The organism is Paraburkholderia saeva (assembly GCF_907164555.1).
GTDB lineage: Bacteria > Pseudomonadota > Gammaproteobacteria > Burkholderiales > Burkholderiaceae > Paraburkholderia > Paraburkholderia saeva.
On the sequence record NZ_CAJQZC010000004.1, the window covers coordinates 347,391 to 360,226 of the forward strand.

The window sequence follows — 12,836 nt, forward strand, 5'->3', positions numbered from 1 at the left end:
GGCTGTGGAAGTATCACCCGGCGAACGAGAACCCCTTGTGGCGATGAGCCGCTCTCGTTCGCTCCTGCATTCGCCGGTGTGTCACGCGCCGATTGTCCTCATGGTCAGTCGAAATCGTCGGACGCAGGGGCCCGCAAAACTCGACGTCACTCTGTAATAGGCCTTACGCATGTACGCCTTGCTGAAGGCGACCCATGGATCCTGGATTTCCTCGTGACAAAAAGCATCCGTCCGGCGTCCGCATGGAATGGATCAGCCCGCAGCCTGCGGGCTGCAATAACGCGCAGCGTGCCCTGTCTCCCGCTGCCGCACGTCATTTTTCAAAGCGCCGGCAGTGATAAGCAAGCCACGAATGATCGTTTTGATGGGCGAAAGCCGGTTCTTATACTGACCTCCTGATAGCCGTTGTCATAACAACGACCGACCTTTGAACCGGGTCGGTCCGTGGCGGAGAGGACTCAGTTGTCGTCGACGATTTTTCACACCGTTGCAGCCGCCGCACCCGCGCCCGTTTCGGCGCGCTACAGCCACGCGGTCGAAGCCGACGGCTGGCTCCATGTAACGGGGCAGTTGCCGGTCGACCCTGAACGGCCCGACGCGCCGCTGCCTGGCGATATCACTGCGCAGGCCCGGCTGTGTTTCGACAACCTGAAGCGCATTGTTTCCCATGCGCGTTACGCGCTGGACGACACGGTATTCGTGCGTATCTATCTGCGTGATTTCGATGCCGATTTTGCGGCGTTCAATCGCGTATACGACGCGTACTTCGACGATCCACAACGGCTGCCTTCGCGCACCACGGTGGGTGTGTCGCGCCTTGGCCGCGACGCACGCGTCGAGGTCGACATCGTGCTGTTCTCGCGCGAAAAACGTGCAACGGCGTCGCAGCCCCATACCTGACGCGAGCGGGAGCCGTCACTTTCGGATCATCTGAATCATCGCGCGCCCGACCGGCGCAACCATTCTCGGGGAACACTCATCATGTATGGAAAAATCACGCGACGCATTGCGCTCGCTCTGTCGTTTGCGATGCTGGCGGGCCCGGCGCTCGCGGCCGACAGGACGGTGACGATCGGCTACCAGACTGATATCGAACCGTCGAAGATCGCCCAGGCGGAAGGGCGTTACGAAAAGGCGAGCGGCTGGAAGATCAACTGGAGAAAGTTTTCGACCGGCGCGGAAGTGATCGCCGCGATGGCCTCGGGCGACGTGCAGGTGGGTTTCACCGGCAGCAGTCCGCTGGCTGCGGGCATCACGCGCGGGCTGCCATTGCAGACGTTTTTCATCGCGGCGGAAATCGGCTCCGCGGAAGCGCTCGTCGTACGTAACGGGAGCAACATCAACAGCCCGCAGGATCTGATCGGCAAGAAGATCGCGGTGCCATTTGTATCGACGACGCACTACAGCCTGCTCGCCGCGCTCAAGCACTGGAACATCTCGCCGCAGCAGGTCACGATCCTCAATCTTGCTCCGCCGGAAATTGCCGCCGCGTGGCAGCGTGGCGACATCGACGCGGCCTATATCTGGGACCCGGCGCTCGGCAAGGTCGCGAAAACAGGCAGGGTGTTGACGACGTCCGCCGAGGTGCGCAGCTGGGGTTCGCCGACTTTCCTCGCCTGGGTGGCGCGTAACGACTTCGCGCAGGCGCATCCGGATTTCCTTGTGACGTTCGCGAAGGTGACGGGTGAGGTCAACGCGGAATATCGCAAGGACGGCGCGAACTGGGCGGCGAATTCGCCGCAGGTCCGGGAGATCGCACGCATCAGCGGCTCGGATCCGGCGGACGTTCCGGCGTTGCTGCGCGGTACGACGTTTCCGCTCCTGAGCGAGCAGTCGGGGCAGACGCTGCTCGGCGGCGGGACGGCAACCGCGCTTGCGGATACATCACGCTTTCTGAAGGACCAGAAGCGCATTGACGAAGTGCTGCCGGATTACCGGCCGACCGTCACGGCATCCGTCGTCCAGCAGGCGATCGGACACTAGGTCGCCGGATCACTGCGCTTTGCGTCAACGTCAACAACCCGCGCTGTCCGTCAGCGAAAGGCGTACACGATGATTTCCATCGATTCGCTCAGCGTGAGCTTTGAGAGCCCGGGCGGACTTCGCACGGTGCTCTCGGATATCGATCTCGATCTGCGCGACGGCAGCTTTACCGTCGTACTGGGTCCGTCAGGCTGCGGCAAGACGACGTTGCTGAATGCGATCGCCGGCTTCGTGACGCCTTCTTCGGGAACGCTCACCATCGACGGTCACGCGATTGTCGGACCGGGCGCCGATCGGGGCGTCGTGGCTCAGGACGACGCGCTGCTGCCGTGGCAGAACGTGGCGCAGAACATCGGCTTCGGTCTCACGCTGGCCGGCGTGCCGCGCACCGAGCGCGCGGCGAAGGTGCAGTCGTTGCTGGCGCTGACGTCGCTCGAGGAATACGCGGACTATCCGTTGTGGAAGATTTCGGGCGGCATGCGCCAGCGCGTCGCGCTTGCGCGCTCGCTCGCCGTCGATCCGCGCTTCCTGCTGCTCGACGAGCCGCTTGGTGCGCTCGATTCGCTGACGCGCACACGCATGCAGGAGTATCTGCTGCGACTATGGACCGGCTACGGCAAAGGCATCCTGATGATCACGCACGACGTCACCGAGGCGCTCTTCATGGCCACGGATCTCGTCCTGATGAAGGCCGACCCCGGACGTATCGATTCGGTTCGCCGTCTGCATTTCGGCGAGCGCTTCGTCGCGGGCGAGCCATCCAGACAGATCAAGAACGATCCGGCCTTCATCGCACTGCGCGACGCAATCGAAGCCGGATTCTTTGCCGGCGAAATGGAGGAAGCTTGACGACAGCCAACACCCTTACGGGCAACACAGACGCGCGTACTGGCGTCGCGCCTGCGCGCCCCGAAGCCCGCGCCACGCAACCGGGTAGCGGCGGCGCTGGCCGCGAACGTGGCGCCGCGTCGCGCTCGCGCGCGGTGAGCGCGGTCACGGTGATCGTGCTGGTTGCGATCTGGTCGCTGGCCGCCGCCATGCATTGGGTCAGCCCCGTGTTCCTCCCATCTCCGCTTGCCGTCCTGAAGAAGGTCGTCGCGGTATCGACTGTCGGATTCAGCGATGCGACGTTGCTGCAGCACACGCTTGCGAGTCTGTCGCGCGTTTTTGCTGCGCTCGGGCTCGCCGTGCTGACGGCCGTGCCGCTGGGCGTGCTGGTTGGGGTGAACCGCACGGCGCAGGCGATAGCCGATCCGTTGATCGAGTTTTACCGGCCCATTCCCCCGCTCGCATATCTGCCACTGATCGTGATCTGGTGCGGCATCGGCGAGCCGTCGAAGATTCTGCTGATCTGGCTCGCGATCTTCGCGCCGCTGACCATCGCGACCCGCCAGGGCGTGAGCCGCGTGAAGGCAAGCCGTCTGCGTGGTGCACAGGCGCTGGGCGCTACGCGCTGGCAACTGGTCCGCTACGTGATCGTGCCTTCGGCGGCGCCTGATGTCCTGACCGGCATCCGCATCAGTCTCGGCGTGGGCTGGTCGGTGCTGGTCGCCGCGGAGCTGATCGCGGCGACTCGGGGGCTCGGGTTCATGATCCAGTCGGCGGCGCAGTTTCTGGTGACGGACGTCGTCGTGATGGGCATCGTCGTTATTGCCGTGATCGCGGCGGCATTCGAATGGGGACTGCGCCGTCTGCAGCGCACGCTTGTGCCATGGGACGGGCAGGCATGAGCGCGGCGACGGGCAAAGGGAACAGCATTGCACTCGACGTCGACGTGCTGGTGCTGGGCGGTGGCCCGGCGGGCGCATGGGCGGCGTTGAGTGCCGCGCGGCGGGGTGCCACGGTCGTTCTCGCGGACAAGGGTTATTGCGGCACGTCGGGTGCCGCGGCGGCGTCGAACAACAACGTCTGGTACGTCGCGGATTCGAACGACTACGAGCGACACTTCGCTGAACGACATGCGTCCGGGGGCGGCCTGAACGAACGGGCGTGGACCGATGCACTGCTGGCGAATGTGGTCGGGCGCCTGCATCTGCTGGGCGACCTCGGCTATCCGTTCGCGAGAAAAGACGACGGCACGGCGAATTACGCCACGCTGCGCGGGCCGGACTACATGCGCTTCATGCGTCAGCAGATTCGCCGCGCCGGTGTGACCGTTCTCGATCACAGCCCTGTGCTGGGGCTCGTCCGGCACGATGGCAGGGTGACAGGCGGTTACGGCATCCGGCGCGACGGCTCGACCTGGCGCGTTGGCGCGGGCGCCACGGTCATCGCGACGGGCGGTTGTGCTTTTCTTGGCGGCGCGCTGGGCACCGACGTCTGTACCGGCGACGGGCATCTCGCCGCCGCGGAAGCCGGTGCTACGTTCTCCGGGATGGAATTCTCGAGCCAGTACGGTCTTGCAGCCGCGTTCTCGTCGGTGACAAAAGGGCTGCCGTTCATGTGGGCGAGCTACTCGCGGGAAGACGGCAGCGAGATTCCGGTCGTCGACGATGAAGCGTTCGTTTCCGTTGCGCGCGTGCTGATAGACGAGCCGGTATTCGCGACGTTCGATCGAGCGAACGCGGACGTGCAGCGCTGGTTGCGCAGCGGTCAGGCCAACGCGTTCCTGCCGTTCGACCGGATGGGAATCGATCCTTTCCGGCAGCGCTTCCCAGTCGGGCTGAGACTCGAGGGCACGGTGCGCGGCACGGGTGGCATCCGGCTTGCTCACACCGACTGTTCGACGGACGTGCCCGGTCTCTACGCTGCGGGAGACGCGGCCTCGCGCGAAGTGATTGTAGGCGGACGCAGCGGCGGCGGCTCGCCGAATGCGGCGTGGGCCATCGCGACAGGCGCATGGGCTGGCGAGGCGGCGAGCGGGTTTGCGTCACGGCAGAGGCGCGTCGCATCGTCGCGGGGTGTCGATGCCGCTGGCTGGCCCGCGTACGAAGAGATCGCAATCGCGGATCCCGCGACGGCGCGTGAAGCGTTGCGCTCTGACGTCCTGCCGCCGCAGGTCAATCTGTTTCGCAATGAAGCGAGACTCGTGCAGGCGACGAAGACGCTCGACGCCGCACTGACCCAACCTGTGGCCGCGGACACGAAGCTTGCCGCCGCGCGCTCGGCGCGCGCGTTGGTGTATGTCGCGAAGCTCGCCTACCGGAGCGCGCTTGAGCGCCGCGAATCGCGTGCGCTCCATCGGCGCAGCGACTATCCGCAACGAGACGATGCGGCCGGTTACCGGCAGGTGATCGGCGGTATCGACACGCTCACAATCGCTCGCGAAACCGTGAACGCCTGAAGAGAGAACCTGCCTTGATCGAATTGATAAGTACGTCGCGCTGCACGTCCTGCAATCGCTGTGTCGATGTCTGCCCAACGGGCGTCTTCGATACGGTGGCGGGCGCCATTCCGGTGATCGCGCGTCCGGCCGACTGTCAGACCTGCTTCATGTGCGAACTGTACTGTCCTGTCGACGCGATGTACGTTCATCCGTTTCGCGACCAGCACGTCGTGGTGCGCGAGGAGGAACTCGTGCAACGGGCGCAGCTTGGCAGCTACGGCCGGGCGCTCGGCTGGCACAAGGCGCGTGCGGGCGGCACGGAACGCGATGAGACGCATCGGCTCTTCGAGATGGGCATCACATGAACGGGACGTCGCAGGCGGCACCGTCACCTTCAGAAAAACCCTTCAAGGCTCCGCGCAGATAAAGCTGCTCGCGCGGTTCACGTTCCCTTTGCCGCTGTAGCGCGGAAACGCCGGATACCGGCATAGCGGACGCGAACGTCCGTTGGTCGCCGCGGCGATATCGGTTGCGGTCAGCGTTTCCGGTGCAATGTCGCGCGTCACCCAGTTGTCGAGCGCGCCGAGCAGATCCGTCGACGGAATGAACGCGCCGCTGCCGTGCTGGAAGCCCGGCACCATGTAAAGGCGCATGAACGCATCGACCTTGCCCGCACCAAAGCGGTCCACGAGCGCTTCGTAGTACGCGATCGTCTGGTTGGGGCTGATGACTTCGTCGGCGAGACCCTGCAGCGTGATCAGCTTGCCACCGCGCGCGATATAACGGCTCAGGTCGGTGTTCATCGCGCCGATCGTCTGCGAGAGCGCCACGATCTGCTTCTGATAGCGGCCCGGATGCAGCACGTCGAACTTCAGCGAATCGAAACCTGGATCGCGCGCGATGAAGTACCGCACATAACCGTCGCCCTGCGAGAACAGATAGCCGTTTGCGACGATCGTGGGCGACGTCCCGCGGCTGTCGTTGTGCGCGAGACCCAGCATGCCGGTGAAAAGCGTGCCCTGAAACACGTTGTAGCCGCGATACCGGTTCACGTTCCACGCAAGCGGCCACGGCAGCGATAAACCCTCGCGCAGCACATCGAGCGTTGCGAGCTGCGCGTCCGACAGGCAGTCGTCGTTTGCGACATCGGCTTCGCCCGAAGGACACCGCAACGAAGCAATCACATCCGGCTCATGTTTGCGGCATGCGCCGACGTCGCTCACGATGCCATCCGCTGCGCCATCGAGCCCGTCGCACACTTCAAGCGTGCGCTGATAGACGCGTTCGAGGAGCGGCGGCGGCACGAAGCCGCCAGGCGTTCCGTACTCCGTCTGCCCGACTTTCACGCCGAGCAGACGGACGCCCGAGAAATTCAGCGCCGGCGAATTGGCGATCACACCGTCGTAGTCGTCGGGGAAACGCTGCATGACGGTATAGCCTTCGCGTCCACCCGTCGAGCCGCCGCCGAAGTACACGTGATCCGGCCGTCGGCCGTACGCGATCTCGATCAGTGCAAGTGCGGCGTCGTGAGTCTTCTTCAGATGCGCGTAGCCGAAGTTCACGACCGCTTCGTCGACGAGGCCAAACACCGCGAGCGCCGAATTGCCGACGTGGCCCGAGTCGTCGCCGAACGTCACGTACCCCTGGGCGAGCGGCGCGCGGTTCGGCGAGAAGGGCATCACCCCGGTGCCGCTCACCACGACGCCGTTATAGCCGCCGCCGCCGACCTGCAACGCACGGCCGTTCCAGCGGCGCGGCAGGTTCACGTCGAAGCGGATGTCGGGCGTGCCGACCTTGACTGGCTTGATGCTGCCGGTAATGCGGCAGTATTCGCCGTCCTGGTTGTTGTGGGCGGTCGCGGCGATCATCTCCGCGGTGTCGACCTGCGCGCCAGCGGTCGGCAGGCCGATGATCGCGGGAGAAAGAAGGAGTCCCGCGAGTTGCGTGCACTGCATGGCGAGGTTGGGTTCGGCGGCGGCTGTCGTGCCTGTGCTGACAATGCCACCTGTCAGCAGCAGTGCGGAACAGATACGCAGCCGCGAACGGTCATGCGCAGGTCCACGCAGGGGCGCAGCGACGGTCACGCACACAGAGACGAAGGCGCGGAGAGCGCCGTAGAACGCCATGCGAGCGCTCATCCGCAGCCGGCGCTGTTGACGGCCGTGCGCGCCTGCTGACCTTTCCATTCGCTCCAGGCGCGCGCGATCGCGAGCACCGCTGTGATCGCAACGAGGTCGCCCGCGAGCGCCACGATCGTGTGTTCGAAGCCGGTCAGGCCGCGCGGCGTCGCGGTATCGACGACGAGCGAGACGAGCGTGCCCGTGACGAAACACACGAGCCCCGTGCGCCCGACGGTCACGACAGCCGGCAGCCGCCGCGCAAGCCGCGCGATGCTGCCGGTGTGCACGAAGCGCGCGGCAAGCCACGCGATGACGAGAAAATTGATCACACGATCCATTGAAAGATTCTGTTTGAGATGACCCGGCAACGCCTGCGTCAGCACGAAAAGCTTGACCACGGCGAACGTGAACACGGCGGCGACGGCGGCGCGCGTCAGCCAGCGCGCGGCATTCGACATATGGAAACGCTCACCGACCGGCTGCACGCGGCACAGGATACCGAGTACGAACATCAGTTGCCATGCAAACGGATTGAAAGCCCAATCGCCGACGTCGTCAATGCTGAAAAGCGAGGCTAGCGGACGCGCGAGCGCCCAGATAACGAGGCTCGACGTCATCGCGAAGAGCGCCGAGCGGCGCGCGAGCGGCACCGCAAACGGCACGCACAGCGCGAAGATCACATACATCGGCAACACGCTCGACAGGTACGGCTGGCGCCTGAGCAATGCGATGTCGAGTGTTTCGCGCAAAGGCGCGCTGGAAAACGGCTGCCAGCCGGTCAGATCGACCATCGGCTGGTTGAGATGAAAGAGCGCGAGCGCGGCGCCCGAGACGAGCGTCAGTACCGCGGTAAGCAGATACGCACGATAGATCTCCCAGCAGCGCCTGAAAAAGCGCTTCTGGGCGGCGCCCGGACCGCGATGTTCGAGCACGGCCGTATAGGCCGCCGCCGACGCATAGCCGCCGAGAAACACGAACACTTCCGCTGAATCGCACAGCGCGTACGCGTGCAGCATCAGATGCGACAGCACACTGCCGGGAATGTGGTCCAGCACGATGACGATCAGCACGATTCCGCGGAAAAAATCCACTTCGATCGAGCGGCCTTGATGCGAGTTCATCGATGTTCCCGCGTGCGGTATGTCTCTCTGTACGAGCGGCATAAAAGCGGATCGTTCCGTGTAAACGCGAGCGGTGTCAATTGAATTCGTGCGAAGTCTGTGTGCTGCCAGCTAACTGAAATCGCGCTGTCGGCGCGTGGTAATCCAGCGGCCGTCGACGATATAAAAGCGACGTGCATCGAATCGGTTTGTGTATTCGCCTTCAGGATCTCCAATGCGAGTGGCACAGTCAGGAACGCGTAAAGAGAGGTGGTCGGGAGCACGCGTGGCAAGCGCAGCGCCATGCTGCGACAATGCACGAAACAGAGCGGTTTCCGACTGGCCTCCCCATAAATCCGGATTCGATCATGCAAGCATCGCGTCGCAGTTTTCTCATTCTCAGCGCCGGCATGGTGTCGTCGCTGGCGTTGTCCCGTGCGGCCATCGCCGACGCGCCGAAACTCACCGAAGACGACCCCGCTGCACAGAAACTCGGCTACCGGCTCGACGCAGCGAAGGTCGACCGCGCGAAATTCCCCAGTTGGGCCGCCGGTCAGACCTGCAGCAACTGCTCGCTCTTCCAGGGTGGCGCGAGCGATCCGTACGGCGGTTGCGCGCTCTTCGGCCCGAAACAGGTCGCTGCACGCGGCTGGTGCACGTCCTGGACGAATTCGTAAGCGTTGCACGCGGGTCGCGGGTCCGCGCCACGGTGCGATAATCATGGTTTGCTGTCCGCCCTGTCGCAACCCGCCTTACGGAGACTATCTTGAGCCGCCTGGACAACCCTTTGCACGATCAGGAAGCCGGCCGCGCCGACTCGACGCAGGACACCACCCGCATCGACGACACCCGCATCGGCGCCGTCCGTCCCCTGATTTCCCCGGCGCTGCTGCAGGACGAGCTGCCGGTTCCGCCGGACGTCCAGACGCTCGTCGAGCAAAGCCGCTCGGCGATCGCGGACATCCTGCATGGCCGGGACGACCGCCTCGTGGCCATTGTCGGCCCCTGTTCGATCCACGACCATCAGCAGGCGATGGACTACGCGCATCGTCTGAAGGAAGCGGCCGACGCGCTCAAGGACGACCTGCTCGTCGTCATGCGCGTCTACTTCGAAAAGCCGCGCACGACGGTCGGCTGGAAGGGCTACATCAACGACCCGCAACTCGACGGCAGCTTCCGCATCAACGAGGGGCTGCGCCGTGCGCGCGAACTCCTGCTCGACGTCAGCAGCCTCGGCCTGCCCACTGCGACGGAATTCCTCGACCTGCTGAGCCCGCAATACATCGCCGACCTGATCGCCTGGGGCGCGATCGGCGCGCGCACGACGGAAAGCCAGAGCCATCGCCAGCTGGCGTCCGGCCTGAGCTGTCCGATTGGCTTCAAGAACGGTACCGACGGCGGCGTTCAGATTGCCGCCGACGCGATCGTCGCGGCGCGGGCAAGCCACGCGTTCATGGGCATGACGAAAATGGGCATGGCGGCAATCTTCGAAACGCGCGGCAACGACGACGCCCACGTGATCCTGCGCGGCGGCAAGAAAGGCCCGAACTACGACGCCGCCGGCGTCGAGGCGTGCTGCTCGGCGTTGCGCGAGCTGGGACAGCGCGAGCAGGTGATGATCGACTGTTCGCACGCCAATTCCGGCAAGTCGCACCTGCGGCAGATGGATGTGGCCGAAGATCTGGCCGGACAGCTCTCGGCGGGCGATCGCCGCATCATCGGCGTGATGATCGAAAGCCACCTGGAGGAAGGGCGTCAGGACCTGAAACCCGGCGTGCCGCTGCGTTACGGCGTGTCGATCACCGACGCCTGCCTGTCATGGGCGCAGACCGCGCCGGTGCTCGACAGGCTCGCGGCGGCCGTGCGGGCGCGCCGCGCGGGTTGAAATCCGGGTTGATAACAGGGGCATGGGCCCGGTTTAGGCCGGCTTTGGTCCGATCCAGCCGACGGGGCGTTGTGATGCTGCGCGGCGCCCCGGCCAGTTTTCCTGCGTTTTCCTGAATTTTCCCCCGCCGCGATCCAGTTGCAATCTCGCCGCAATTCCGGCGGATGTCGCGCCGGATCTGCCAGGCGAGCGCCGACGGTTGCCCGGCGGGGTTCGCCGATTGTTCGAATTCACCGACATGTGACTTCGCGTTCTGCCCATTTATCCGTGGACAGGTCCCCTCTAGAATTGCTTCCATCGAACCAATGGATGCAGCGCCCCACAGATACACACGGGCAGAGGAGTGGACATGAGAGACCTGATCGAACGCCAGCTTTATCACCCGGCCGTGGTGTTGCCGATGGTGTCGCTCATGCAGCTCATGGTGTCGACGGATTTCAACCTGAGCCAGGTGGGATTCGTCGTCGCGACGCGCGGTGCAAAGGCCGCGCTCGACCGCTCACGCGAGTTGATCTGCCATATGTACTGCGAAGGCTGAAATCCCACGTTAACCACGCCCGCGTTCTCCGCCGGCACTGAGGGCCCGCGAAACCGCACTCAGGAAACGTCACGTGTAAGATGGCACGACCCCATACCGGCTTCCGGAGGTCTGCCATGCCCCAGCAATTCGACGCGATCGTGATCGGCACTGGACAGGGCGGCTCGCCGCTGGCGGTCCGCCTTGGCGCCAGCGGCCGCAAAACCGCCGTCATCGAACGCGCTGCATTTGGCGGCACCTGCGTAAACGTGGGCTGTACCCCGACGAAAGCGTACGTCGCATGCGCGCGTGCCGCGCACGTGGCGCGTCACGCGGCTGCGTACGGCGTCGATATCACGGGCGACATCACCGTCGATCTGGCGCGCGTGAAGGCGCGCAAGGACGAGATCATCGGCCAGTCCCGCAATGGCGTCGAAAAATGGCTGCGCGGTGCGAAAAATGTGACCGTCTTTAACGGTCACGCGCGCTTCACGGGCCCGCACACGCTGCATGTCGAAGGACGCAACGGTCAGCTAGACCAGGACCTCGAAGCAGGCGAGATCTTCATCAATACCGGCACGCGCCCGGTGGTGCCGGCACTGCCCGGCATCGACGATATCCGCTATTTCACGAACTCGACATTGCTTGAACTGACAACGTTGCCGGAGCATCTGGTGATCGTCGGCGCGAGTTATATCGCGCTGGAGTTCGCGCAGGTGTTCCGGCGCTTCGGTAGCCGCGTAACGGTGATCGTGCGTGGCGATCGCGTGCTGAACCGCGAAGACGCGGATTTCGCGAAGGCCATGCAGGACGTGTTCGTGCGTGAGGGCATCGAATTCCGCTTTCACGCCGAGCCCACGCGACTCGAAGCACTGGCTGGGGAGGGAGGCGGAGGCACCGCCGCGCGCATTCATTTCGATGGTGATGTACCCGCGCTCGACGCCTCGCATCTGCTCTTTGCGACGGGGCGTCGCCCGAATACCGACGATCTCGGTCTTGACGCAGCCGGCATCGCCGTCGACAAACACGACATGATTCCCGTCGACGGCGAGCTGCGGACCACGGTGCCCGGCGTGTGGGCCATTGGCGACGTCAACGGCCGCGGCGCGTTCACGCACACGTCGTATCACGACTATCAGGTCGTCGCGGCGAACGTCATCGATGCAGCGAAGACGGCCGAACGGCGCAGCGTCGACCGCCGCACGATGGTGTACGCGGTCTTCGTCGATCCGCCGCTTGCGCGCGTGGGGATGTCGGAGGCGGACGTGCGCAAGTCCGGCCGCAAGGCGCTGATTGCAACCATGCCGATGTCGCGCGTGGGTCGTGCGCGCGAGAAAGGCGAGACGGCGGGTTTCATGAAGGCGCTGGTCGACGCCGACACAAGCCAGATTCTCGGCGCGACGATTCTCGGTGTGGATGGCGACGAAGCGATCCACACGTTCATCGATACCATCAATGCAGGCGCACCGTACACCACGCTGGTGCGCGCGATGCACATCCACCCCACCATCAGCGAACTGGTCCCAACGCTGCTCGAAGGCCTCAAGCCGCTGGCCTGAGTTGCTGCCATCAAAGGGATACGCGCGATGAAACCCGAGACCGGTAGTCTGCTCGATGTGGCGGGACACGTGGCTTCCGGCGAGCGGTTCGACACGCTCGTCGATCGCACGGGGTTGCGTATCGAGCGGATCATTTCGACGGGGCAGGCGAGCCCACCAGACTTCTGGTACGACAGTCCTCACGAGGAATGGGTTCTGCTCATCGCGGGCGCAGCGGCGCTTGAATTCGAAACGCCCGTTGAAGGCATCGCGCAACCGCACGTGATGCAGCCCGGCGATTACGTACGGATTCCTGCGTATTGCCGGCATCGTGTGGCATGGACGCATGCGGGCGAACCGACGTTCTGGCTTGCCGTGCATTACGAACACGGCTGAACCGGTCCGGCCGCCCGGTCCCGACAATCGCT

The 12,836-nt window shown here is 64.6% G+C and carries 13 protein-coding genes; 11 read left to right on the forward strand and 2 right to left on the reverse strand.

Annotated features, from left to right (window positions below; genetic code table 11):
* Positions 1 to 462 precede the first annotated feature (462 nt).
* The 6 genes from LPA36_RS13065 (at position 463) to LPA36_RS13090 (ending at position 5,613) form a co-directional block, all read left to right on the forward strand.
* Positions 463 to 900, forward strand: a complete 438-nt coding sequence (locus tag LPA36_RS13065; RefSeq protein ID WP_228877073.1) for a RidA family protein — start codon at positions 463 to 465, stop codon at positions 898 to 900.
* An 81-nt stretch (positions 901 to 981) separates the two neighbouring features.
* The gene (gene tauA, locus LPA36_RS13070; protein ID WP_228877074.1) at positions 982 to 1,983 is read left to right on the forward strand and encodes a taurine ABC transporter substrate-binding protein; all 1,002 of its coding nucleotides are present in this window, start codon (positions 982 to 984) and stop codon (positions 1,981 to 1,983) included.
* A gap of 69 nt (positions 1,984 to 2,052) precedes the next feature.
* Entirely contained in the window at positions 2,053 to 2,832 is a 780-nt protein-coding gene (locus LPA36_RS13075; protein ID WP_228877080.1) for a taurine ABC transporter ATP-binding protein, read from the forward strand.
* Positions 2,829 to 3,713: an ABC transporter permease subunit gene (locus LPA36_RS13080; protein WP_228877082.1), complete on the forward strand. Its 885-nt coding sequence runs from the start codon at positions 2,829 to 2,831 to the stop codon at positions 3,711 to 3,713. The genes LPA36_RS13075 and LPA36_RS13080 overlap by 4 nt, the downstream gene beginning before the upstream one ends.
* Positions 3,710 to 5,266: an FAD-dependent oxidoreductase gene (locus LPA36_RS13085; protein ID WP_228877085.1), complete on the forward strand. Its 1,557-nt coding sequence runs from the start codon at positions 3,710 to 3,712 to the stop codon at positions 5,264 to 5,266. The genes LPA36_RS13080 and LPA36_RS13085 overlap by 4 nt, the downstream gene beginning before the upstream one ends.
* A 14-nt stretch (positions 5,267 to 5,280) precedes the next feature.
* Positions 5,281 to 5,613, forward strand: a complete 333-nt coding sequence (locus tag LPA36_RS13090; RefSeq protein WP_228877087.1) for a 4Fe-4S dicluster domain-containing protein — start codon at positions 5,281 to 5,283, stop codon at positions 5,611 to 5,613.
* Positions 5,614 to 5,655: 42 nt separating this feature from the next.
* On the opposite strand, the gene LPA36_RS13095 is transcribed toward LPA36_RS13090, so the two are convergent.
* Together LPA36_RS13095 and LPA36_RS13100 are read right to left on the reverse strand one after the other, a co-directional pair.
* A complete protein-coding gene (locus tag LPA36_RS13095; RefSeq protein ID WP_228877089.1) occupies positions 5,656 to 7,374 on the reverse strand; it encodes a tannase/feruloyl esterase family alpha/beta hydrolase in 1,719 nt (572 codons plus the stop codon).
* A gap of 8 nt (positions 7,375 to 7,382) precedes the next feature.
* Positions 7,383 to 8,489 carry an OpgC domain-containing protein gene (locus LPA36_RS13100; RefSeq protein WP_228877090.1) on the reverse strand — a complete coding sequence of 369 codons (1,107 nt, stop codon included), beginning with the start codon at positions 8,487 to 8,489 and terminating at the stop codon, positions 7,383 to 7,385.
* A 347-nt stretch (positions 8,490 to 8,836) separates the two neighbouring features.
* Between LPA36_RS13100 and LPA36_RS13105 the strand changes: the two genes are divergently transcribed.
* From LPA36_RS13105 to LPA36_RS13125, 5 genes are all read left to right on the forward strand, one after another.
* On the forward strand, positions 8,837 to 9,145 hold the full coding sequence (locus LPA36_RS13105; protein WP_228877092.1) for a high-potential iron-sulfur protein: 309 nt from the start codon (positions 8,837 to 8,839) through the stop codon (positions 9,143 to 9,145).
* An 89-nt stretch (positions 9,146 to 9,234) separates the two neighbouring features.
* Positions 9,235 to 10,353 carry a 3-deoxy-7-phosphoheptulonate synthase gene (locus LPA36_RS13110; protein ID WP_324250937.1) on the forward strand — a complete coding sequence of 373 codons (1,119 nt, stop codon included), beginning with the start codon at positions 9,235 to 9,237 and terminating at the stop codon, positions 10,351 to 10,353.
* A 349-nt stretch (positions 10,354 to 10,702) separates the two neighbouring features.
* Complete coding sequence (locus LPA36_RS13115; RefSeq protein WP_228877094.1) at positions 10,703 to 10,891, forward strand: hypothetical protein; 189 nt, start codon at positions 10,703 to 10,705, stop codon at positions 10,889 to 10,891.
* Positions 10,892 to 11,007: 116 nt separating this feature from the next.
* Positions 11,008 to 12,429, forward strand: coding sequence for an FAD-containing oxidoreductase (locus LPA36_RS13120; RefSeq protein ID WP_228877096.1), 1,422 nt, complete (start codon positions 11,008 to 11,010; stop codon positions 12,427 to 12,429).
* Positions 12,430 to 12,456: 27 nt separating this feature from the next.
* Positions 12,457 to 12,804: a cupin domain-containing protein gene (locus LPA36_RS13125; protein WP_228877098.1), complete on the forward strand. Its 348-nt coding sequence runs from the start codon at positions 12,457 to 12,459 to the stop codon at positions 12,802 to 12,804.
* The last annotated feature ends 32 nt before the right edge of the window (positions 12,805 to 12,836 follow it).